The sequence below is a fragment of the Pseudovibrio sp. W74 genome (assembly GCF_001623085.1).
Taxonomy (GTDB): domain Bacteria; phylum Pseudomonadota; class Alphaproteobacteria; order Rhizobiales; family Stappiaceae; genus Pseudovibrio.
Genome location: NZ_LMCJ01000003.1, coordinates 82,464 through 105,007, shown reverse-complemented (window position 1 = coordinate 105,007; position 22,544 = coordinate 82,464). Strand labels below are relative to the sequence as shown.

Below are 22,544 nucleotides of genomic sequence, written 5' to 3'. Positions count from 1 at the left end.
AGGCGCGAGCCAATATGGCTGGGATGCCTTTGCTCTGACCGGGGAAAGTGCGGGTGCGACATTGGCCCTGACGACCGCCCTTCGCCTGCGTGACAAGCATGGGATGATCCCCTTTAAGGCGTTGGTTTTGTTATCAGGTTGGTATGACATCGGACTAACTCCATCTGCCCGCCTTTGGGGTGAAGAGGTGCTTTTTCCGACAACCCGTGATCTTCAGATGTTCAGGAGGCATTTTCTGCTTGGAGAGGAAAACGCGGAAGATCCAGCGGTTTCTCCTTTGTATGCCCGGCTGGAAGGATTGCCACCAACACTGCTAAGTGTAGGTACAGAAGATCCACTACTGGATGATACTTGTTTTCTCGCGTCCAGGTTGAAATCTGCTGAAGTGGAGACTTCACTTGAGGTTTATCCCCATGGATGTCATGTTTTTCAAAGTTTTGATCTTGCTCTTGCCAAGCTGAGCACCCAAAGGATAGATAGTTTTTTTCGGACGAAATTCGGTTCGACCTGACCTAATTATTAATAATTAGTGGGTTATCGCAGTAGCGCTTATGGACCGAGGCTGCACAAAGGGTTGGATATGGCAAGCTTAGAAACACTTCTCTCGTTTGTGAATACATGGGAATGCGACGAGAACGACCATTTGAACGTGCAGTTTTACTTCTCCAAATTTGAAGAAGCTGACCGTCAATTCAGAATGATGACCGGATTTAGCGAAGCACTGGTTGGTGCGCGCCGTGTTCGGCACGTGCGTTACCATGCAGAGCTGGTTGCTGCATCCCTGATTACCGTGAAGTCTTATGTGGCCTTTGACGGGCCGCACATGCTCTCTGTTGTGCATGAAATGATTGAAGGCTCCACCGGGGAAATATGTGCGACTGCCATCGACGGATATACGCCAAATCCTAGTTCTGCAAAGCAGTTGCGGGCGCGCTTCAAAGATGTTGAGGAGAATATCTCCAAGCCAGCGGTTCCACGTGGCATCTCTCCAAGCCCGTTCTCTGGCAAACCAACCATTGATGATTTGCTCAAGAGCGGTGCGCAGATTACTGGCCGCTCAACAGTTCTGCCACGGAATCTGAATGCTGAACAGAAAGCTGAAGACGCATTTGCACTTGCCTGCTTCTCTGATGCAGCGGCGCATGTGTGGGAGCGGACTCCGATGAACACGGCGTGGTTGGATGAGAATGAATATGGCCGGGTTGCGCTGGAGCAGAAGCTTTCCTGGATCAGCCCGCTGAAGCTGGGGGATATGGGTTTGGTGATTTCTACGCTGACCAGCGTTCAGGAAAACACCTTCACAATCCGCCATCATCTGTTTGAATCTCGTACCAAGCGTTTGGCGGCGGTGTGTGATCAGGTGTCTATCAGCATGGATCTGAACAGCCGTAAGACTGTTCCTCTGACAGCAGATTTCCGCACAGCACTGGTGGCCTTACAAACACAGTAAGCTTTGCGATCAACGCGTTAAGAACCGCCTTCCTTTGAAGGCGGTTTTTTTATGCCCGCTTGTTACTGCGCTGGCTGTTCGTTTTCGCCCTTCTGGAAATCGTCTTTCATTTCTTCGACAACAGAGAAGAAACGGCGCATGGCGTTTTCGGTAAACTCCAGTGCTTCTTCCAGTTGTTGCTCTTCTTCGTCGCCGAACCAGCCTTCTTCCTGTTGTTTGGCGATGGAGAGGTCGAGGCCTGCTTTGGGTTTGATGGCGGCGATGCTGGCGTCTTCGGTCAGAGTAGCAAGTGCTTCGGAGATGCGTCTAAGTTCTTGACGCATCTTGTTGTTTTCTGCTTCCAGACGGGTGATTTCGTCCTCGTAGACCATGATGCCGTCAAGGGAAGGCTGGCAGACGAGTTTTTCGGCCTTGGTGGCGCAGAGTGAAACTATCCCCGTGCGGGTGTCGAGGCGGATCAGTCCTTTATCCGTCTGCTGCATTTCAAAGCGAACGGGAACATCCTGCTCACTTTGGGCAAATGCGCTTTGTCCACTCAGCGCAAAGGTGACCGCAAGGATTCCACTGGCCAGATAAGACTGTTTCACGATTTCTTCCCATCTCTGTTTCAAATCAACGACTTAAAGCCTCTGGAGATTGCAGAGCCATACCTGCTTGCAGATATGGCTTTCAGTTTAGCAGCAATCAGAGCGCCTTGACCATCCGATCAGACATAGGCATGAAATGGGAACTACTCGAGGCTTTGATAAGGGCCGCGACCACTTTTCAACGCATCTTCCAGAAGGTCGAGGCGGTCTTGTCCCCAAAATGGCTCAGAGTTGAGCAGATAGGTTGGTGAACCGACCGCATTTGCCGTTTCAGCCATGCGGGAGTTGACTGTGTAAGCTTCCAGCATCTCATCAGACTTTCCAGCCGCGATGAGGTTATCCGCGTCCAGACCGAGCTCATTCAGGATGGCTGTGAGGACGTTTTCATCGGCTGCGTTGAGGTCTTTTTGCCAGACCGCTTCAAAGACTTTCTGGGAATAAGTGCCAACCGGGCCGCCCTGCTCCTGCAGACGAATTGCGATGGAATCTGCCAGCGCGATGTCCGCCGGGAAATGGGCTGGCTTGTAGTTCATTGAAACGCTGCGCTTTTCTGCCCAGCGCTGAAGCTCAATAAACCGATACTTCTGGCGGGCCGGATGGCGTTTGCCCAGAGGCAAACCGCCTGTCAGCGGGAACAAGACAGCGAGATTGACTGGCCGAAAGGTCACTGTGACATCATAGTTTTCCGCGATGCGCAGAAATTCCTGATGGCCCAGATACGCCCATGGCGACAGGTGCGTATAGAAGTAATCGATCTGTGCAGTCATGATTGTTCCCCAATGTATACACTCAGCCTATCCTGTTGCAAAAACAGATAGATTTCAATGAGAAAGCCCTGTGCTGGCGTTCACAAAAACGCGCAGACCGTATGAGCAGCTGTAGAGTTTTGTTTTTACGGCTGTTTATCTGAAAACCGGTCATATTGGAGCGAGACACACATCAGAAATCAGCTTTGCGTTCTTATGTGCGTTGGTTTGCGTTAAAGGCGTTTTTTGTGCGTTGGTTACAAAAAAGCCCCCAAACTTCGCAGTCGGGAGCTTCATTCTTCATTGCTGAGCCGAATTCAATCAGGCAGGCTCGTTCACAATGCTTGCGATCTTCCACCGACCTTCGATGTTGATAAGCAGGTAGTGGCAAGTGAAATCGAAGACTGCTTCGCCTTCGTCATCTTCCTGCTGCCAGTCGAGGCTGACGCTCGCGGTGGAGCCGGAGATGTGAGAGGACACCACTTCGTAGATGGAAGAGGTTACATAATGCTCGCGGTGCACTTCCAAGAGTGCTTCGATGTTCTCGCAAAGCTCAGCCTTGTCGTTGAAGACATGGCCTTCTTCCAGCTGCCAGATTACACAGGGAAATGCAAAGCAATCTGCAATCAGCCCGGCGTCATAATCCTCATAGGCATCTGCATAGCTATCAAACAACTCGGAGAGCATTAGTTCTGTTTCGTCCTGAACACTCATAGTGACTGCCCCTTTTCCCAGCTTATTGATGTGCCAGCATTTTTCACGAAGGTAAGGCTTCTGGAGCCCGTTTTCCCTTATATGCCGTGGATAGGGCTCAGTTTGCCAGTCCTTTTTTCAGAAGGAAACAAATTTCATGGGTATTTTCCGCTTTTTATGCCGATATCCCGACCACCTCACAGAATAAATCTCATGGTTTGACACCAATGGGTTGAGTGAGATCGGTTTATCCCCCTCCCTTCTCCTCTTTGCTAAAATGTTCTTGGTTTGCCCCATTTCTGATTGGCACATGTGATCATTGGTGGCAAAGTGCGCTCAACTGTTTTCAGGATCGGACCTTTTCGTCGTTTATGACAGACACCTCTCACCTTCCCTCAGTCTTTGATAACTGGTTTGGCAGCCGTGGTTGGGCTCCGCGTGCTCACCAGCTGGAGCTGTTCGACAAGGTGACCGCTGGCAACTCCGCCCTTCTGATTGCTCCAACCGGTGGCGGTAAGACACTGGCGGGTTTTTTGCCGTCACTGGTGGACCTGCATCACAAACGTCAGGCGGACAAGCGCAAGGCCGGAGAAGCGAAGGCTGCCGGGACAGGTGGTCTGCACACACTTTACATGTCTCCCCTTAAAGCTCTGGCGACGGATATTCACCGGAACCTTGAGGTGCCAATTGAGGAGATGGGGCTCTCCATCAAGCTGGAGACCCGTTCCGGCGATACGCCCAGCCACAAGAAGCAGCGGCAAAAACGTCTTCCACCAGACATTTTGCTGACCACGCCGGAACAGATCTCACTTCTGCTTTCTGACAAGAACGCCGAGCGGCTGTTTGCTGATCTGCACTATGTCATTTTGGATGAGTTGCACGAGCTGGTGACCTCTAAGCGCGGAGATCTGCTCGCTCTGGCTCTGACCCGTTTGCGCAAGCTGGCACCTAACCTGCGCTGTATCGGGCTTTCGGCCACCATTGCGCACCCTGATGATCTGCGTGCCTATCTGGTGGAACAACCTTTATCGCAACAGGTTCGCCATGCTGAAATTGTGCAGGCCAAAGGTGGGGCCAAGCCTCATATCAGCATCCTGGAGACGCAGGAAAGGCTACCGTGGTCTGGCCATTCCTGCATCTACGCCCTGCCGGAGATCTATGAGGAGATTAAAGACCACACCACCACACTGGTGTTTGTAAACACGCGCTCGCAGGCGGAGCGGTTGTTTCAGGAACTTTGGCGCATCAATGAAGATACGCTGCCTATTGCGCTTCACCATGGCTCGCTGGATGTGGGACAACGCCGCAAGGTGGAAGCCCATATGGCGGCGGGTCAGCTTAAAGCCGTAGTGTGTACCTCCTCGCTGGATCTGGGTATCGACTGGGGTGATATCGATCTGGTGATCAATGTGGGCGCTCCCAAAGGGGCAAGCCGACTGGCACAACGGATAGGCCGCGCCAATCACCGCATGAATGAAGCCTCCAAGGCCATTTTGGTACCCTCCAACCGGTTTGAGGTGTTGGAATGTCAGGCAGCGCTGGAAGCCTCTGAAGCAGGAGAGCAAGACACCCCTCCTCTTCGCGAGGGCGGACTGGATGTTTTGGCTCAGCACATCATGTGCGTTGCCTGTGCTGCACCGTTTGAGCCTGAGCAGCTTTATGAAGAGGTGATCAGCAGTCAATCCTACAGGCATCTGGATTATGATCTGTTTGTGAAGGCCGTGGAGTTTGTGGCAACAGGTGGCTATGCGCTGAAAGCCTATGACAGATACGCCAAGTTGCGCCCGACCGAAGAGGGGTTGTTTCGCGTTTCCCACCCGCAATTTGCCCAGCAATATCGTCTCAACTCCGGCACAATTTTAGATGCGGCAACGCTTAAAGTGCGTCAGGTGAAACCACGAGGAACCAACAGCAAGCGGCCTCTTGGGTTTGGCGGCAAGATGCTGGGAGAGATTGAAGAGTGGTTTATTGAACAGCTTGCTGTAGGTGACACCTTTGTGTTTGCCGGTCAGGTGTTGAAGTTTGAGGGCCTTAAGGAGAGCGAGGCCTATGTGTCCCGCAGTGCTTCGCAAGACCCGAAGATCCCGAGTTATCAGGGCGGCAAGTTTCCGCTCAGCACCTATCTTGCTGAGGGTGTACGCAACTTTGCTTCTGATCCTAACAGTTGGTCTTCTTTGCCAGGTCAGGTTCGTGAATGGTTGGAATTACAAAAAGAGAAATCACAGTTACCAGATTATGAACGTCTTCTGGTAGAGACCTTTCCGCGGAACGATAAGCACTACCTTGTGTGCTACCCGTTTGAAGGCAGATTGGCTCACCAAACGCTGGGAATGCTGCTGACACGCCGTCTTGAGCGCGCTGGCCTGCATCCTCTGGGGTTTGTGGCAACTGAGTATTCACTGGCCCTGTGGGGGCTGACAGATTTGGGCGCTGCCATAAAAAGCGGGCGCTTGAAGCTGGATGACCTATTTGAAGAAGATATGCTTGGTGATGACCTTGAAGCGTGGCTTGCTGAAAGTAGTTTGATGAAACGAACCTTTAGAAATTGCGCTATGATCTCAGGTCTCGTAGAACGACGGCACCCTGGCAAAGAGAAAACCGGGCGGCAGATAACTATAAATACGGATCTTATTTATAACGTACTGCACGAACACGAGCCCGATCACCTGCTTTTACAAGCAACCTGGACGGATGCCGCTACAGGACTTCTGGATATCTCTCGTTTAGGTCACTTTCTTTCTCGTATCGACAAAAGAATCACGCATAGTGCTTTGGGTCGCGTTTCTCCTTTGGCTATTCCGGTTCTTCTTGAAATTGGGAAAGAGCCTATCTTTGGAAGTGCGACAGAAGAGCTGCTGGCGGACGCAGCAGATGATTTATTACTGGAGGCCCAATTGTGAGACTTAACAGTCAGTTGCAGCCACGAGTAGAACCGAGTTATCGTCAACCTATTCCTGTATGCCACGACTTGTCTCTCGCAAGAGAACTTGTTGGCCTTCACGACAGTGGAGCCTTGTGGTGGCCAGATGAGCGGACCCTTGTGGTTTCCGATCTCCATCTGGAAAAAGCAGCCAGCATTGCCGAGAGCAAGGGCCTGATGCTGCCTCCTTATGATACAGCTGCCACACTGGAAAAGCTCTCCGCCCTGATCGATCTGTTCGATCCGCGCCGCGTGATCTGTCTTGGTGACAGTTTCCATGACTGCGAAAGCTCCGAGCGCATGCCTGCGGCGTATCTCGCCATGCTGGCAACCATGCAGCTGGGACGGGAGTGGATCTGGATCACTGGCAACCACGACCCTGAGATTGCCCGGCACATTTGCGGTGAGCGCTATCAAGAGCTCTCCATCAAATCCCTTAGCTTCCGGCATGAGCCGAATGAAGAGGCCGAGCGCGGCGAGATTTGCGGGCACTTGCACCCAGCCGCCAAAGTGCGCAGGATGGGCCGTACCATTCGCAGAGCCTGCTTTGCGACCAACGGCAACCGCCTTGTGTTGCCAGCCTTTGGTGCGCTGACAGGTGGCCTGAATGTGATGGACAGAGCTTTTTCTGATGTGTTTGCCGAGAAGCGGTTCTCGGTGTTCATGCTGGGCAACGGGCGATTGTTCCCATTCACTGCCTCCAAGCTCCTCAGCGAATAATAAAAAAGGGCCTTCTGATTTGAGGGCCTTTTCTTTTGTCTACCATCGATGGACGCTTTCACTTCCTAATCTTTCTTGAAGATCACGCCTGCGAGCCATCCGGTGAACAGGGCCAGAATAATGGCCAGTGCGCCGTAGACTGCCGGATGTTGCCGGGACAGGTTGAACGTCACCTGCTCAAAGCCTGTTTTCGCCACGGTCAGGACTTGCTCCTGCTGGTCCAGCAATACGCCTCCGCTGAAGAGGAAGGTCGTGACCTTGTAGTCCCCTGTCGGGATGGTGGCTGGCAGGTCCACGGTGGTGGAGAACAGGGTCGGGCTCAGGAAGTTGATGGACTTGGACATCTGCGAATAAAGGCCGTGCTGGACACGGGAGCGCAGAAACGCTGCCTTGAACGCATTGCGCTCTAACGCTGGCGCACGGGTGCCCAGGGCTGCAAGCGGCAGGTGTTCCAAACCAATGCGGTACTGTTTGAGCCAGTCGTCTGATGCGATGTTGCGCAGGTCATCCGTTGCATGGACGGCGTAGAAACTTGGGACAGCGATGTAGGTCTGTGAGGTGGCGTTGATCCAAAGGCCGACGATACGGTCCTTACGCCATGTGGTGACGCGTTCCAGCGGGCCTTCCACAACGACGACCACATCCTGATTGCCGGTTCTGGAGACGGTTTCTGCGTCTCTGGCGATCTCTCCGTAAACGAGGATCTGCGTTCCGGTGAAGTTGGAGGTGATGGCCACGTGAGAGGACGAGACGGCAGAAACGAGCTTTTCAGCCAGAGCGGGTGCGCCAGAGATGAGTGCCAGAAAGAGGACTGTCAGCAGTGTTGTGAGTGAGTGGAGCGCTCGTCTCATTTGACTGGCTCCTCAATCACGCTGACGGAATAGAGGTCTTCCGGTTCCACAATCAGATTGAACGCAAAGCGCAGGCCGACGAGCAGCACCAGCAAGCCGAGGCCGAGGCGCAGGTGCTCACCGCGCATGCCCTGCCCCACCTGAGCGCCGAACTGAGCGCCAATCACACCGCCGATCATAAGCGTCAGGGCGAGCACGATATCAACGGACTGGGTGTTGATGGCATGCAGGAACGTTGCCACGGCCATGGTGCCGAGGATTTGCAGCAGTGAGGTGCCAATGACGATATTGGCCGGTACGCGCAGCAGGTAGATAAGCGCAGGTACCATCATGAAGCCGCCGCCGATGCCGAGAACTGAGCCGAGGAAACCAATGGAGCTGCCGATACCGAAGATCGGGATGACGCTCACATAGAGTTTGGACCGGCGGAAACGGACCTTGAACGGCAGGCCATGCACCCAGTTGTGTTGTCCGGGTTTGCGGCCAGCAGGTGCTTTCCCGCTTTTGCGGCGCATGATGGCCTTCATGGATTCACCCAGCATCAACACGCCGATGGTGCCGAGGAAGGTGACGTAGGCCAGCGAGATCACCAGATCCAACTGCCCGAGGCTGCGCAGGATGCCGAAGATCCAGACGCCGATGGCCGAGCCGACGATACCTGAACACAGCAGAACTCCGGCGAGTTTGAAGTCAATGCCCGCTTTGCGCCAGTACGACAGAACGCCGGAAGCCGAAGAGGCAACGATCTGTGTGGTGACGGTTGCAACAGAGACCGCTGGCGGAATTCCGGAGAAAATGAGCAGTGGCGTGAGCAGGAAGCCGCCACCAATGCCGAAAAGCCCTGAGAGGAACCCGACGGTTCCGCCCATGGCGAAGATCATAAAGACATTAATCGGTAGTTCTGCAATGGGTAGATAGATCTGCAAAATGGCACCGCGGGTCACTCAGGTGACCTGACAGTGCGCCCCGAGTCACCTTTTATCCAACAACATTGTAGAGTGTTAAGCGCCATTCCAGACGCTCTGTCAATCTACGCGGAGCAGCAAGTGCAAATCTAACCAGAAATCCCCTAGTAACGTGAAATTATATGGTCTGAGAGGCCAGCGCCGTCATCAGACGCCGGTCAGGTTCACCCGTTGCTTCCATTCCCAAACGCGCTTGCAAACTCTTGATCGCGCGCCGTGTATTAGGTCCCATTACACCATCTGGGTTGCCTGGATCATACCCCATATCGAGCAAGGCTTGCTGTATTTTTTTCACAGATGGAGAACCAGCTTGTGAAACTGTGGTTTTCGGCTTGCCGGACCACTTGGTGTCGATCATGACTTTGTTGGCGGCAGGATCAACCGGCTTCATCTGATAGGTCGCAACTGCTTCCAGAGCCTGTCCATGCTGGCGCTTGGTCAGACTGGCGGCGACTTCGTCGCGTTTTCCGGCGGCGTCATCGTCGCCTTGCAGGGCTGCGAGGGCGAACCACTTGTAGCTTTCCACCAGATCCTGCTTCATGCCAAGGCCACGCGCTGCGAGGATGGCAAGGTTGAACTTGCTGTCTGCTACGCCATGGTCAGCAGCGATGCGGAACCATTTGACGGCGGAGGTGTAATCCGGTTTGCCATCGATGCCTTCTACATAGAGAACAGCGAGGTTGTGCATGGCTTTGATGTTGCCTTGCGCGGCTGCCAGAGAATACCAGTCCCGTGCCTGTGCCAGATCTTTCTCAACACCGCGGCCTTTTTCATAGAAGCTGCCGAGGCGGTATTGCGCTGGCGCCAACCCTTGCGCTGCCGCTTTGCGGTACCAGTCCGCTGCTGCACCCAGATTGGCGGGAACCAGATTGCCTTCGGTGTAGCGGCGTGCGACTTCGAACTGGGCTGCGGCTTCGCCAGTGGTGGCGGCTGTGCGCAGATCAATCGGGCCGATTGCATATGGCAGATCGTAGGCGGACTGTTTTGGAGCAACCTGTTGAACTGGTTGCTGCGGAATGATTGGTGTCACCTGCTCGCCAAACCCAGAAGCGGTTGCCTGTGTGATTGGAACGCTTGCCGTTGTGATCGGATCAGCGGCCACATTGGAGGCAACTTTTTGAGCTGGCTGTGCTTTGCTATTTCCCCCGCCAATGTCGGTTGCCTGACCAAAGATCAATTCTTTGGTTGGTTCGGACGGTGCGGTGGCGGAGCCAGACTGCCAGATGCTTGTGGAACTGACGGGTGAAGGTAACTCTGCCCCAGAGGGCATGGAGGATACACGGCTGACAACATCAGGCGCTGCAATTGCGTCTACACCACCGCTCAGCAGGGAGGAGTTGTCTTTGCCTGGCATTGGTGCATCTGGCGCCATGATGCTTGGCATTGTGTCAGATCCTGCAGTGTCAACGCCGTCTGAACTGGAGAACAGACCTGTGTCGAACACCCGCAACGCGCCGATGGTCAGAAGAAGAGCTGCAGCTGCCAGCATGATTGCACGGCGGCGGTTGGATTTGCTTTCCTTCTTCTTGCCTTTTGTTTCTGTTTCAACTTTGCCCAACTCAACAGGTGCAGCAGACAGATTGATCGGCTCTTTCACCGCAGTCTCTGTCTCGCTTACGATGTCTTCTGAGCTTAAAGAAATAGGCTCTTCGGCTACCTGAAGTTTGCTGAGAACCTCAGCCGTTGCAGCTGCCTTTTTGGCGCGCAGGTTTTCAGGAACCTCAACATGTTTGGTCCGGTTCGGGCTGATGTAATCACGCAGACGGCGTGCCCGTTCTGGTGCTTTGCTCGTGCCGGATGCAGGCTTTTCGTCTTCCTGCTTGGCTGTCTTCGCTTCTTTGGCAGCCGCTTTTGCAGCGCGGCGGGCCGCTGCTATGAAGTCTGCTTTACGGTTACGCGGACCTTCCGGTTCAGCTGCAGCAGCCTGTTCCGCTGAGTTTCCTTTGCGCCCCATATTGAAGGCGCCCAGAATGCTGCTGATCTGCGTGTCGCCAACCAGTTTCTGGTGTTCGTTGGAAATCTCTGTGTTGCCAATGGCGTTACGGATGCTTTCCAGATTTTCCAGACGATGGGAAATGGTGCCCAGCACATCGCGCACATCTTGCAGCGCATGCTGGTCTACATCGTCTTTCTGGCCGGATGCTTCCAGCAGGGACTGCAGGTCGAGACGCAGCGCAGAAATGGCAGCTTCAACAGCCTCCCCCTGCTCGGCGCCATTGCCCAGAGCCAGATTGTCCGTTGCAGCCTTTACTGCATCCTGTGCGATCTGCTGCGCCTTATCCACCATGTCGGTGTGAAGGCCTTTGATCTCTTGCTCGATGGTGCCGAAGCTGTTTTCCAGATTGCCGATCGCGCCAAACTGGGTCTGAGACATATCCAGCTTTTGAGAGAGATTTGCAATCTGCTGTTCCAGACGATCAATCTCAACATCTGAAGACAGGCCAGACGGGCTGGAGATGGTTGCAGCCAGCTCCTGCAATTGGGATTCAATATCGCCTGTGGTTGCCAATGCACCGATGTGGCCACGTAGTTCTGCGATCTCAGCGCGGATCATGGACATTGCTTTGTCGGAGGAACCGGCATGCGCACTGTCTTCAACCATCTGGGTCAGCGTCATTACACGCTGTTCAAGACGGGCAAGAGCCGCACTTTCGTTCTCGTTCAAAGCAACCTCGAAGGAGGTTTCCGTCAGGCGGACTTCAATGTCATCCACTTTGTTGCAGAGATGGTCGAGGCGACCTTCGATGGACGAGAAAGCCTGATCGAAGCCTGTTGTGGCTTCCGGACTTTTCTCCATGCGATCCAGCTTCTGACCGATATCAGAAAGGCGATCTTCCAAGCGGTTCAGCTGATCGTTGTTGCCTGCTTTTTCCGGGCCTTCAGCCAGAATGTTGGAGATGGAGTCCAAACGGCCATGCAGACGGTCAATCACTTCGCCATCTGGCATGCGTGTTTCAACGCTGCTGAGGCGAGACTGGATATCACGTTGAATTGCGGAGAAGTGGTCCAGTTCATCCATACGGGCTGTCAGGAACCGGATGCGCTGATCCACATCATGGATCATGCGGCCTGAATCCAGACGATCAATAACTTGTCTCAGCTGAGCAACTTCATCGCGGACAACTTCCAGGCCAGCGGTACCGGAGCGAAGCAAAACATCTTCCAGACGGTCGCCCATGGAGGACAGACGGTTTTCCAGCGAGTTGAGCTGATCAACACGAGGCAGCTGGCGGATTTGGTTTTCCACCTCGGCCATCCGCTCAGACAGGCTCTCGTAAATCGCCGGATCAACATTCTTTTCTGCCAGTTCCTGCAAGCGAGACTGGATGGATGAATGCGCCATGCCCAGAGCATTGAGGCTGTCCTCAATGTCAGAGCGGGACAGCGCAGACTTCATCTGCTCCAGTTCGTGGCGCAGTTCTTTGAGCAGCAGGCCGTTGCCCTCTTCATCGCGCAGGCGCCCAATAATCTCGGAGAGCTGCGAGCGATTGTCAGAGGTACGATCCATCATTTCGTCACGCAGGCTGTTGAGCTGTGTCTGCATGCCATCATGCAATTGCTCAAAGCGCGCTTCATCCGGCTCGCGCAACGTATCAAGCTGACTGGCCAGTTGCTTGAAGTGGCCGTCAATCATTGTGTTGAGCTCAGAATATTCCGCAGTTTGTGCTGGCTGCGGTGCTGCTGGTCTCTGGCTCTGCCGTGCTTCCACACCGTGCGGCATTGCACCTGCGTTGAAGCGAGGCTCCATCTGCGTGACCGGCGGACGAGCATAATCTTGCGCGGCGGGTGCCCAGTTCTGCTCCATAGGAGCTGGTTTTGGCTCTTGTATAGGCGCAGCATTTTCAGCTTTTGGCGGAACACCCTTCCCTTTTTCATTTTCGTTATGAGCAAGGGAGTTCAAGCGTTCATCCAGGGCGTTCAAGGCATCAAGCACAGAGCTGATGCGCTTTACCTTGGAATTCTCCGCGTTTGGATCTTCGTCCTGTCTGGCCACGGGTGCGGCCCATTCCTGCTTTTCCGGCTGCATAGGGGCAGCAGGATGAGCGGATGGCTGGTGCGCACGCGGCTGCATTGGTGCAGGCTCAGCGTATTGCTGGGCACGGCGCTGCGGCGCATAAGCTTCAGGAGCCTGTGGTAAAGGAGCCTGTTCCTGTCTGCGCATAACTGGCGGGCGCGGATGCAGGAGCGGATCACGAGAAATACCAGCGCGTGCATACAGGTGCTGGTCGGCAGACGGATCGTACTGATCCTCATAGGCATGTGGGCTTGTTGACTGGTCGAGACCGGATCTCAGGTCAGAGCGGTGCCATGGATCACGATTTTGGGGATCACGAACTTGGGTGTCACGAGTATGTGGGTCGCGAGCATGAGGATCACGCGCATGCATATGTTGATCACGTGCACGCGGCTGTGGTTCTGCATGAGCGAGGGGTGTACGGCCTTCAGACTGCATCAGGCGGCTTAGTGCCTGCGCAACTTCGTTCATCGCCGCTTCCTGAGACGTGGGATGAGGTTGTCCGTAAGGTTGCTGCGCCGCTGCACCAAATTCATCAGAATAGGGAGAATGGGCCGCATGCCTTGCTGCTGCAGGATTATGTTGCGCCATTCCACTTTCCTCCAACCACTTAACGTGGTCTGCATCCAGCCCTTCACCAAAGGACTTGTCTGAAGCGGATTTTCCAAATTCTGGTTTATTCCAAGACATGCCTGAAGGGCCTCATAAAACTGTCCGGACCACGCCATGTCGTCTTTCCCTGCCCAAATCACATTATAAAAATAAACGTCAACCACTTTACGTGGTCTGTGAGTGGGTCAAGAAACGAATCACTTTGCGGTTTTGCACCGGTCTTAAAACTCGTAGGACTAGTTTTTTACTCGTTAGGGTAAATAGCGGGTTAATAGCTCGAATTCTGCGTGAAGAGCCCTTAAGGAATGTGAATTACGGCGGTTATCATGCAGATACCCTGCTATTTCAGGGAGTACCGAACAAACTCATGAAAATAATTCGTGTCCCGATTTACTCGAATTAAGGGTTATCAAGCCGCACACGCTGGACCTACGTGTTCTTGCCAATGTATAAACTTGATGGAAATTGCGCGGTGCATCATTTAGCATGTACTTAAGTACGGATGTCGTACATTAGAGGCAGTGTCGTGAGAGCAAAGAAGAACAGGTCAAGCAGATGAGCGAAGCCCTACATATCAATGAGATGATTGTTGATGTTGTTGCCAATGAGCTGGGTAAGGGAAAGAAGACACAGTTTACCATTGGCGACCTGGCAAAAGAATTTGATGTTACCCTCCGCACTCTTCGATTTTACGAGGACAAGGGCCTCCTGAATCCTAAGCGTGACGGGCTTAATCGCATTTACAACCGTCGGGATCGTGCGCGTTTAAAGTTGGTCTTGATGGGAAAACGTGTTGGTTTTTCTCTCACTGAAATCCGCAGTATGCTGGATCTTTATGATCTGCGTGACGGTCAGGTCACCCAGCTTGAGGTGGCGCTGAGCCGCTTTCAGGAGCAGATTAAAGTGCTTGAAGGTCAGCGCGCCAATATTGATGAAGCGATTGAAGACCTGCAGAGAACCGTCACGATTGTTGAAGGTATGCTGCGCGAAAAAAGAGGCTGATTTCCAGTCCGGTCAGGTGGGGCTTTTACCCCACCTTTTTGATTTATAGCCACTTATAGGCACCTGAATTTATTCATGAAGAATACGTTCAATATTTTTCACCTATAAAATACCGGCTTATCTCCCGAACTTTCTTAATTTAATTGTTATCCAAACCATAATCTCGCAAAACGCTTGCCACGCGGATGCGATACTTCTGGAAATATTCATTTTTTCCCAGTTGCTGCGCTTCCTGATGCTTTTCCTGAGTGCGCCAGCGCTTCACAGCTTCTTCGTCCTCAAAAAATGACAGTGACAAAATTTTCTCAGGATTGGTGAGACTCTGAAATCGCTCAACAGAGATAAACCCCGGGATTTTCTCCAGTTCAGGCTTAATTGAGGCAGCCACATCCAGATAACTGGCTTTGTGGTCTGCGAAGGGTTCAACTTCAAAAATAACGGCAATCATGCTGGGAACTTTCACGGCTTGTTTGGCGATTACGGCTTTGCATGCGGCGTGGATGCAAGAGTGAGAAACGTTCTGTCTTCTTTCAGGATGAACTTTTCTCTCATAGCGAACTCATAGTTTTCGCGCCCGAGCGGGTCATTTGCAAGAGTGGCTCTGTATTCTTCATAGTGAGCCAAGCTTTGCACATTGTAGATGCCATAGGCCAATGTGGTGGAACCTTCATGAGGGGCATAGTAGCCAATCAAGTCTGCCCCACAACGCGGGATCGCCTGCCCCCAATTGCGCGCGTATTGTTGGAATTCTGCCTTTTTCGTCGGGTCTATCTGGTAGCGGATGACACAGGTGAGCATCACAAATCTCCGGTTCAGTTCGTCAATGCCACCGGTGTAGCAAGCTGGTCTGCGCTATTGTTTCGATCGTGATCGAACTATCAATTTTGCGTGTGTGCTATAGTCATCGGGCAGAATTCAAGAATGGAGCCCCACATGAAAGAAGGTCCGAATATTGCCGGGATTGCCGCGCTCATTGGAGACCCGGCACGGGCGAACATGTTGCAGGCTCTTATGACCGGCGTGGCGTTGACGGCCAGTGAACTGGCTCAGGAGGCTGGTGTTACGCCTCAGACCTCCAGTTTTCATCTGGGACGGCTGGCGGAGGCCGGATTGATTACCCTGCGCAAACAGGGGCGGCACAAGTATTACAATCTGGCAGATGCTGATGTTGCAGCTTTGCTGGAAGCTATGAGCGGCATTGCCATGCGCTCTGGCATGACGCGTGTGCGGACCGGGCCGAAGGAGCCCGCCCTGCGCAAAGCCCGTATCTGCTACAACCATCTGGCCGGAGAGTATGGGGTCCAGGCCTATGACAGTCTGCTGGCGCGAGAGTTTTTGGTGGAAGATGGTGAGCAGCTTCATCTGACCGGAGATGGCCGATCCTTCCTGAATGAGCTGGGTGTGGCGCTACCGGACAAGGAGACCAAGCGGCGGCCCTTGTGCAAATCCTGTCTGGACTGGAGTGCACGGCGGTCGCATCTGGCAGGAATTGCGGGCACCTCCCTGCTCTCCTTCTTTCTGGAGCAAGGCTGGGCCAAGCGTGTGGACGGGAGCCGCATAATCGAGTTTTCCAAAAACGGCGATTCTCGCTTTCACGCCATATTTTCCCTTTAAAATTGAGGGGCAGACAAAGCTTACCCGTCACTTTCATAGTACCAGAGGCAGGGTCCACTAAGATTTCACAGGGAAGTTATCAGGTGCAAACCCGCAGGATTCCGCGGATACGTACCTACCCCTAAGAAATTACACTTGGGTATAACTTGCCGCAGGCGCGAGGGCGCTCTATATTCCGTCACAAGTTGACGTTTACGCAAACGTTAAAGCCATGCCTCTAGGGTTGGTCGGAAGGAAAAATTGCTATGCCGAGTTATAGTGCTCCCGTCGAAGACACTCTCTTTTTGCTCAAAGATGTTTTGGGTTACGAAAAACATTCCAACTTGCCCGGGTTCTCCGAGGCGACGCCGGATCTGGTTGAAGCCATCTTGAAAGAAGGCGCAAAGTTCTCTGAGGAGATCGTGCAGCCGCTGAACCATTCTGGCGATAAAGCTGGTTGTATCCGCCATGATGATGGCTCTGTGACAACGCCTCCAGGCTTTAAAGAAGCCTACAATGCGTATGTTGAAGCTGGTTGGGGTGGTCTGTCCGTTCCTGAGCAGTATGGTGGTCAGGGCCTTCCGTCCATCTTCTCCGGCATTGTGAATGAGTACATCTGTTCGGCGAATATGGCGTTTGCCATGTATCCGGGCCTGACAGCTGGCGCGATGGCTGCTCTGCATACGCATGCAAGTGACGAGATCAAGGACACTTACCTGCCTAAGATGGCAACGGGTGAGTGGACTGGCACCATGAACCTGACCGAGCCACATTGTGGTACGGATCTGGGCATGCTGCGCACCAAGGCTGTTCCGCAGGCGGATGGCTCCTACAAGATTACCGGCACAAAGATCTTCATCTCTGCAGGTGATAACGATCTTTCCGAGAACATCATTCACCTCGTTCTGGCTCGTATCGAAGGCGCTCCTGCCGGCACCAAGGGTATTTCCCTGTTTGTTGTGCCGAAGAAGTCGCTTGATGCAGATGGCAATCCGGGTGAAATGAACGGCGTTTCCTGTGGTTCCATTGAAGAGAAGATGGGCATCCACGGCAATGCGACCTGTGTCATGAACTATGACGACGCGACTGGCTTCCTCGTTGGTGAGGAAAACAAAGGCTTACGCGCCATGTTCGTGATGATGAACGAAGCGCGTCTTGGCGTTGGTATTCAGGGTCTGTCCCAGTCCGAAGTGGCTTACCAGAACGCAGTTATCTACGCGAAGGATCGCTTGCAGGGTCGTTCCCTGACCGGACCTAAGGCACCAGATAAGCCAGCTGACCCAATCATCGTGCACCCGGATGTGCGCCGCGTTTTGATGACCATCCGCTCCTTTAATGAGGCAGCGCGTGCTCTTTACATGTGGACTGGCCTGCATGGCGATGTCTCTCATCTTTCCGAGGATGAAGCTGAAAGACAGTCTTCTGACGACATCATGGGTCTCCTGACCCCAGTGATCAAAGGCGTTATCACTGATAAAGGCTTTGACAACGCTGTGATGGCTCAGCAGCTTTATGGTGGCCATGGTTACATTCAGGAATGGGGTATGGAGCAGTTCGTTCGCGACGCTCGTATCGCCATGATCTATGAAGGTGCCAACGGCATTCAGGCGCTTGATCTTGTTGGCCGTAAACTGCCAGCAAACGGTGGCCGCGCTATTCAGGCATGGTTCAAAGAAGTTGGCGCGTTCATCAAAGAGCATGAAGGCGACGAAGAGCTGACCGTTTACACCACAGCGCTGAAGCAGTCTTTGAAGGACCTTCAGGCCGCGACCATGTGGTTTATGCAGAACGCGATGAAGAACCCGGACAATGCGGGTGCCGGATCCAACGACTACATGCACCTGTTTGGCCTTGTTGCCCTTGGTTACATGTGGACCAAGATTGCGATTGCAGCAAAAGGTAAAATTGCTGAAGGCGCAAACGGCAAGGAAGACTGGCTGAACACCAAACTGACCCTTGGTACCTTCTTCATGGAGCGTATCATGCCGGAATCTTCTGCTCATCTGGCCCGCATCTCCACTGGTGCGGACACAATGATGAGCCTGGACGCAGAAGCGTTCTAATCACATTACCGTAACTCAAGGGCCCGGGACCTATCCCGGGCTCTTGTCCTGCCCTATTCTCAATCTGATATATTAAGCTGACAGATTTTAGGAGTGCGATATGGCGGAATATGAACTTCAGTGTTTTGCGCAAAGCGGCAATGCCTACAAGGTTGCGCTGATGCTGGAGCTTTCCCAGGCATCATGGACCCCGACTTGGGTTGATTTTTTCAATGGTGCGACCCGCGATCCTGAGTTCCGCAGTGAGCAGAACGAGATGGGGGAAATTCCCGTGCTGATCCACGGGGAAACACGGCTGACCCAGTCTGCCGTGATACTGGAATACCTTTCCCAGCAGCTTGGCACGTTTGGCTGGGAGAGCGAGGAAGAACGCCGGGAAATCCTGCGCTGGCTTTTCTGGGATAACCACAAGCTGACCAGCTATGTGGCGACCCTGCGCTATATGCGAGCCATGGTGAAGACCGGTGAAACCGATGTGACCCGCTTTTTTGAAGGCCGGACCATCGCCACTTTGAAGGTGCTGGACCAGCGCCTTGCGAACAGTGACTTCCTTGTTGGAAATCGCCCGACAATCGCAGACCTTTCGGTGTGCGGATACCTGTTTTGGCCAGAAGAGATTGGTGTGGACTTCGGCCCTTATTCAAATGTGAATGCATGGCTTGAGCGGATTAAGGCCCTGCCCCATTGGGTAGCCCCTTATGACCTGATGCCCGGCCACCCCTTGCCTACACCAGCCTGACCAATTTTTGCGGAGGACAATATGGCAGACGCCCTTATATTCGATCATGTGCGCACCCCACGCGGGCGCGGCAAGAAAGACGGCTCCTTGCATGAAGTTTCGACAGCGCGCCTTGCAGCGAACGCTCTTGAAGCCATCAGAGACCGTAATGAGCTTGATACGAAGCTTGTAGACGACGTTGTGCTTGGCTGTGTTGACCCAGTGGGTGATGCAGGCTCTGACATTGCACGTGCTGCTGTCTTCGCAGCAGACTATGACCGCTCAGTTCCTGGTATCCAGATCAACCGCTTTTGTGCGTCTGGTCTGGATGCTGTGAACATGGGTGCCTCCCAGATCATGTCCGGTCAGAACCAGCTGGTTATTTCTGGCGGTGTTGAAGCGATGAGCCGTGTAGGTCTTGGAGCTTCTGGTGGTCCTTGGCCTGCAGACCCGCAGGTGGCTATTCCTGCCTACTTCATGCCGCAGGGCGTTTCTGCTGACCTGATCTCCACCAAATATGGTTTCTCCCGTGATGACGTGGATGCTTACTCTGTAGAAAGCCAGCGCCGTGCAAAACAGGCATGGGATGAAGGCCGCTTCAAGAACTCAGTTGTCCCTGTACGCGACATCAATGGCCTGACCATTCTGGACCGTGACGAGCACATGCGTCCTGAAACAAACATGCAGTCTCTTGCTGGCCTGAACCCATCCTTTGAGATGATGGGCAGTATGGGTGGCTTTAACGCTGTTGGTATTCAGGCACATCCTGAGATCGAAAAGATTAACCACATGCACCATGCTGGTAACTCCTCCGGTATCGTGGATGGTGCTGCTGCTGTGCTGATGGGTACTAAAGAAGCTGGCGAGGCTTACGGCCTGAAAGCACGCGCACGCATTAAAGCGTTTGCAAACATTGGTTCTGATCCGGCACTCATGCTGACAGGCCCGGTTGATGTGACCGAGAAGCTTTTGAAAAACGCTGGCATGGAAATTGGTGACATTGACCTGTTTGAGCTGAACGAAGCCTTTGCTGCTGTTGTTCTGCGCTACATGCAGGCGTTTGAGATTGACCACGCCAACATGAACGTAAACGGTGGTGCAATTGCAATGGGTCACCCGCTTGGTGCAACCGGCGCAATGATCCTTGGTACAGTTCTTGATGAGCTGGAGCGCCAGGACAAAAACACTGCTCTTGTTACGCTGTGTATTGGTGCTGGCATGGGCACAGCAACCATCATTGAGCGCGTTTAAGGGGAGAGACGAACATGACTTACACACACTTTACCCTTGAAACCGATGCGGACGGCTTTGCAGTTCTGAAATGGGACTCGCCTGAAAAGCCGATGAACGTGTTTGACGAGTCCGTCATTAACGAGCTCGACAAAATCATCGACGACATCACCGCTGATGACGCCATCAAAGGTGTTGTGGTTGCGTCTGGCAAGAAAGCGTTTTCCGCTGGTGCTGACCTTTCCATGATTGGCAAAGCTCTTGCCGGCTTTAAAAAACGTCAGAGCGTTGATCCGGAAGGCGCTGCGAAAGAACTGTTTGAAGGCACTCGCAAGCTTTCTCTCGTGTTCCGTAAAATGGAAACCTCCGGCAAGCCATATGTGGCTGCGATCAACGGCGTTTCCATGGGCGGTGGCACTGAGCTGGCTCTGGCCTGCCATAAGCGTATCGGCGCTGAGGAAAGCCTGAAGATGGCTCTTCCTGAAGTGAAGGTTGGCCTGTTCCCAGGTGCTGGTGGCACTCAGCGTGTTATGCGCCTGGTTGGTGACCTTCAGGGCGGTCTGCAGTTTCTGCTGATGGGTCAGAACCTTGATGCGAAGAAGGCCATGCGCCTGAAGCTGATTGACGCTGTTGCGCCTGAAGCTGAGCTGGTTTCTGCTGCCAAGAAGATGCTGAGCGAAGGTGTTGACCCAGTTGCGCCTTGGGACAAGAAGGGCTTCAAAATCCCAACCGGTAAGGTTTACTCCCCATCCGGTATGCAGTTCTGGCCTGCTGCGAACGCGATTTACCGTCAGAACACCTACGACAACTACCCGGGCGCACGCTACATGCTGCACTCTGTTGTTGAAGGCCTGATGGTGCCAATGGACACTGGCCTGACCATTGAGAGCCGCTACTTTGCCCATGTTCTGCAGAGCAAGGAAGCTGCCGCTATGGTTCGCTCCTTGTTTGGTTCCATGCAGGAGCTGAACAAAGGGGCTCGCCGCCCTGCTGGTGTGCCTGAGACAAGCCTGAAGAAGGTTGGTGTTCTTGGTGCTGGCATGATGGGTGCAGGCATTGCTTATGTCACAGCAAAAGCTGGCCTTGAAGTTGTTCTGATCGACCAATCTCAGGAAGCTGCTGACAAAGGCAAAGCTTACTCTGAAGGCCTTTTGGACAAAGCTATCAAGCGCAGCAAGTCTACCCCTGAGAAAAAAGAGAAGCTGCTGAGCCTGATCACTGCGACGACTGACTACAACGCCCTGAGTGATGTGGATCTGGTAATCGAAGCTGTGTTCGAAGACCGTGAAGTGAAACGCGTTGTGACCGAGAAAGCAGAAGCAGCAATGCCAGCTTCCGCAGTTTACGCATCCAACACGTCTACTCTTCCGATCACCTCACTGGCAGAAGCGTCATCGCGTCCAGCTGACTTCATCGGCATTCACTTCTTCTCCCCAGTGGACAAGATGATGCTTGTTGAGATCATTTTGGGTGAGAAGACTGAGGACAAAGCAACAGCTGTTGCTCTGGACTACGTGAAGGCCATCAAGAAGACCCCGATTGTTGTGAATGACAGCCGAGGTTTTTACACCTCCCGCGTGGTCGGCACTTACGTTCGTGAAGGCATCATGATGCTTTCCGATGGTGTTCCGGCAGCGATGATCGAGAACGCTGGCAAAATGGCAGGCATGCCTGTTGGTCCGCTGTCTCTGGGTGATGAAGTTGCTCTGGACCTTGCCTGGAAGATTAAGGAAGCGACCAAGAAAGACCTTGGCGATGCTTATCCTACCAGCGGTTTTGACACCATTTTGGATGCAATGGTTGTTAAGAACGAGCGCTTTGGCCGTAAGAACACTAAGGGCTTTTACGACTACAAAGGTAAAGACAAGGCTCTGTGGCCTGGCATTACTGACATCACAGGTCCATCCAAGTCTGCCGATGAGTTTGACATTGAAGAACTGAAGGACCGTCTTTTAGGCATTCAGGCTCTTGAAACCGCACGCGTGTTTGAAGAGAACTGCCTGACGGACGTTCGTGAAGCAGACGTTGGCTCTATCCTCGGCTTCGGCTTTGCACCGTTCTCCGGTGGTACGCTGTCCTACATCGACGGCATTGGCACCAAAGAGTTTGTAGAGCGCTGTGACAAGCTGGCTGCAAAATGGGGCGACCGCTTCGCACCAAACAAACAGCTGCGCGCAATGGCAGACGCTGGCGAGACCTACTACGGTAAGTTCTCCCCTGCCGAGGCTGTCGCAGAAGCTGCAGAGTAAGACAGATTTGGCTGGGCTTTACTGCACAGCCGTCTGGTTTAAATTTGAAGCGCCGGTGGGAGAAATCTCATCGGCGTTTTTATTGGCTTACATCACGGAGTTCAGCTTGGAAACGTTTTCAGACAGTACC

At 53.3% G+C, this 22,544-nt stretch carries 18 protein-coding genes; 10 read left to right on the top strand and 8 right to left on the bottom strand.

Annotated elements, in window-relative coordinates; genetic code table 11:
- Together PsW74_RS29225 and PsW74_RS02845 are read left to right on the top strand one after the other, a co-directional pair.
- Positions 1-511 (top strand): alpha/beta hydrolase (locus tag PsW74_RS29225; RefSeq protein ID WP_208987804.1); only part of this gene is annotated, 511 nt, incomplete at its 5' end.
- A gap of 69 nt (positions 512-580) precedes the next feature.
- A complete protein-coding gene (locus PsW74_RS02845; protein WP_057464956.1) occupies positions 581-1,450 on the top strand; it encodes a thioesterase family protein in 870 nt (289 codons plus the stop codon).
- A gap of 62 nt (positions 1,451-1,512) precedes the next feature.
- On the opposite strand, the gene PsW74_RS02840 is transcribed toward PsW74_RS02845, so the two are convergent.
- The 3 genes from PsW74_RS02840 to PsW74_RS02830 all read right to left on the bottom strand — a co-directional run bounded on the left by PsW74_RS02840 (position 1,513) and on the right by PsW74_RS02830 (position 3,497).
- The gene (locus tag PsW74_RS02840; protein WP_063287332.1) at positions 1,513-2,037 is read right to left on the bottom strand and encodes a hypothetical protein; all 525 of its coding nucleotides are present in this window, start codon (positions 2,035-2,037) and stop codon (positions 1,513-1,515) included.
- Between the two features lie 143 nt (positions 2,038-2,180).
- Positions 2,181-2,804 carry a 2-hydroxychromene-2-carboxylate isomerase gene (locus PsW74_RS02835; protein WP_063287331.1) on the bottom strand — a complete coding sequence of 208 codons (624 nt, stop codon included), beginning with the start codon at positions 2,802-2,804 and terminating at the stop codon, positions 2,181-2,183.
- Positions 2,805-3,104: 300 nt separating this feature from the next.
- The gene (locus PsW74_RS02830) at positions 3,105-3,497 is read right to left on the bottom strand and encodes a DUF4440 domain-containing protein (RefSeq protein WP_057464953.1); all 393 of its coding nucleotides are present in this window, start codon (positions 3,495-3,497) and stop codon (positions 3,105-3,107) included.
- Positions 3,498-3,847: 350 nt separating this feature from the next.
- On the opposite strand from PsW74_RS02830, the gene PsW74_RS02825 reads away from it, so the two are divergent.
- Positions 3,848-6,376 (top strand): ligase-associated DNA damage response DEXH box helicase, encoded by a 2,529-nt coding sequence (locus PsW74_RS02825; protein ID WP_063287330.1) that lies wholly within the window; start codon positions 3,848-3,850, stop codon positions 6,374-6,376.
- A 68-nt stretch (positions 6,377-6,444) separates the two neighbouring features.
- Positions 6,445-7,116, top strand: a complete 672-nt coding sequence (pdeM, locus tag PsW74_RS02820) for a ligase-associated DNA damage response endonuclease PdeM (protein ID WP_193775923.1) — start codon at positions 6,445-6,447, stop codon at positions 7,114-7,116.
- Positions 7,117-7,181: 65 nt separating this feature from the next.
- On the opposite strand, the gene PsW74_RS02815 is transcribed toward pdeM, so the two are convergent.
- From PsW74_RS02815 to PsW74_RS02805, 3 genes are all read right to left on the bottom strand, one after another.
- Positions 7,182-7,967: a TIGR02186 family protein gene (locus tag PsW74_RS02815; protein ID WP_063287329.1), complete on the bottom strand. Its 786-nt coding sequence runs from the start codon at positions 7,965-7,967 to the stop codon at positions 7,182-7,184.
- Entirely contained in the window at positions 7,964-8,893 is a 930-nt protein-coding gene (locus PsW74_RS02810; RefSeq protein ID WP_057465030.1) for a sulfite exporter TauE/SafE family protein, read from the bottom strand. The genes PsW74_RS02815 and PsW74_RS02810 overlap by 4 nt, the downstream gene beginning before the upstream one ends.
- A gap of 157 nt (positions 8,894-9,050) precedes the next feature.
- Positions 9,051-13,637, bottom strand: coding sequence for a peptidoglycan-binding protein (locus tag PsW74_RS02805; protein WP_063287328.1), 4,587 nt, complete (start codon positions 13,635-13,637; stop codon positions 9,051-9,053).
- Positions 13,638-14,114: 477 nt separating this feature from the next.
- Between PsW74_RS02805 and PsW74_RS02800 the strand changes: the two genes are divergently transcribed.
- The gene (locus PsW74_RS02800) at positions 14,115-14,561 is read left to right on the top strand and encodes a MerR family DNA-binding transcriptional regulator (RefSeq protein WP_057464950.1); all 447 of its coding nucleotides are present in this window, start codon (positions 14,115-14,117) and stop codon (positions 14,559-14,561) included.
- Between the two features lie 139 nt (positions 14,562-14,700).
- Here PsW74_RS02800 and PsW74_RS02795 read toward each other — a convergent pair whose 3' ends face one another.
- Together PsW74_RS02795 and PsW74_RS02790 are read right to left on the bottom strand one after the other, a co-directional pair.
- Positions 14,701-15,009: an antibiotic biosynthesis monooxygenase gene (locus PsW74_RS02795; RefSeq protein WP_063287327.1), complete on the bottom strand. Its 309-nt coding sequence runs from the start codon at positions 15,007-15,009 to the stop codon at positions 14,701-14,703.
- Between the two features lie 29 nt (positions 15,010-15,038).
- Positions 15,039-15,359: an NIPSNAP family protein gene (locus PsW74_RS02790; RefSeq protein ID WP_063287326.1), complete on the bottom strand. Its 321-nt coding sequence runs from the start codon at positions 15,357-15,359 to the stop codon at positions 15,039-15,041.
- Positions 15,360-15,494: 135 nt separating this feature from the next.
- Between PsW74_RS02790 and PsW74_RS02785 the strand changes: the two genes are divergently transcribed.
- From PsW74_RS02785 to PsW74_RS02765, 5 genes are all read left to right on the top strand, one after another.
- A complete protein-coding gene (locus PsW74_RS02785) occupies positions 15,495-16,175 on the top strand; it encodes a winged helix-turn-helix domain-containing protein (protein WP_063287449.1) in 681 nt (226 codons plus the stop codon).
- Between the two features lie 245 nt (positions 16,176-16,420).
- A complete protein-coding gene (locus PsW74_RS02780; protein ID WP_063287325.1) occupies positions 16,421-18,217 on the top strand; it encodes an acyl-CoA dehydrogenase C-terminal domain-containing protein in 1,797 nt (598 codons plus the stop codon).
- A 100-nt stretch (positions 18,218-18,317) separates the two neighbouring features.
- On the top strand, positions 18,318-18,956 hold the full coding sequence (locus PsW74_RS02775) for a glutathione S-transferase (RefSeq protein ID WP_057464945.1): 639 nt from the start codon (positions 18,318-18,320) through the stop codon (positions 18,954-18,956).
- Positions 18,957-18,977: 21 nt separating this feature from the next.
- Positions 18,978-20,186: an acetyl-CoA C-acetyltransferase gene (locus PsW74_RS02770; RefSeq protein ID WP_063287324.1), complete on the top strand. Its 1,209-nt coding sequence runs from the start codon at positions 18,978-18,980 to the stop codon at positions 20,184-20,186.
- Positions 20,187-20,200: 14 nt separating this feature from the next.
- Positions 20,201-22,414, top strand: a complete 2,214-nt coding sequence (locus PsW74_RS02765) for a 3-hydroxyacyl-CoA dehydrogenase NAD-binding domain-containing protein (RefSeq protein WP_063287323.1) — start codon at positions 20,201-20,203, stop codon at positions 22,412-22,414.
- Positions 22,415-22,544: the final 130 nt, after the last annotated feature.

Bases quoted from the DNA above. Each gene is read 5' to 3' on its own strand.
- PsW74_RS02845 (WP_057464956.1), top strand. From the start codon at position 581: ATGGCAAGCTTAGAAACACTTCTCTCGTTTGTGAATACATGGGAATGC.
- PsW74_RS02835 (WP_063287331.1), bottom strand. From the start codon at position 2,804: ATGACTGCACAGATCGATTACTTCTATACGCACCTGTCGCCATGGGCG.
- PsW74_RS02830 (WP_057464953.1), bottom strand. From the start codon at position 3,497: ATGAGTGTTCAGGACGAAACAGAACTAATGCTCTCCGAGTTGTTTGAT.
- PsW74_RS02825 (WP_063287330.1), top strand. From the start codon at position 3,848: ATGACAGACACCTCTCACCTTCCCTCAGTCTTTGATAACTGGTTTGGC.
- PsW74_RS02815 (WP_063287329.1), bottom strand. From the start codon at position 7,967: ATGAGACGAGCGCTCCACTCACTCACAACACTGCTGACAGTCCTCTTT.
- PsW74_RS02805 (WP_063287328.1), bottom strand. From the start codon at position 13,637: ATGTCTTGGAATAAACCAGAATTTGGAAAATCCGCTTCAGACAAGTCC.
- PsW74_RS02800 (WP_057464950.1), top strand. From the start codon at position 14,115: ATGAGCGAAGCCCTACATATCAATGAGATGATTGTTGATGTTGTTGCC.
- PsW74_RS02795 (WP_063287327.1), bottom strand. From the start codon at position 15,009: ATGATTGCCGTTATTTTTGAAGTTGAACCCTTCGCAGACCACAAAGCC.
- PsW74_RS02790 (WP_063287326.1), bottom strand. From the start codon at position 15,359: ATGCTCACCTGTGTCATCCGCTACCAGATAGACCCGACGAAAAAGGCA.
- PsW74_RS02785 (WP_063287449.1), top strand. From the start codon at position 15,495: ATGAAAGAAGGTCCGAATATTGCCGGGATTGCCGCGCTCATTGGAGAC.
- PsW74_RS02780 (WP_063287325.1), top strand. From the start codon at position 16,421: ATGCCGAGTTATAGTGCTCCCGTCGAAGACACTCTCTTTTTGCTCAAA.
- PsW74_RS02775 (WP_057464945.1), top strand. From the start codon at position 18,318: ATGGCGGAATATGAACTTCAGTGTTTTGCGCAAAGCGGCAATGCCTAC.
- PsW74_RS02770 (WP_063287324.1), top strand. From the start codon at position 18,978: ATGGCAGACGCCCTTATATTCGATCATGTGCGCACCCCACGCGGGCGC.
- PsW74_RS02765 (WP_063287323.1), top strand. From the start codon at position 20,201: ATGACTTACACACACTTTACCCTTGAAACCGATGCGGACGGCTTTGCA.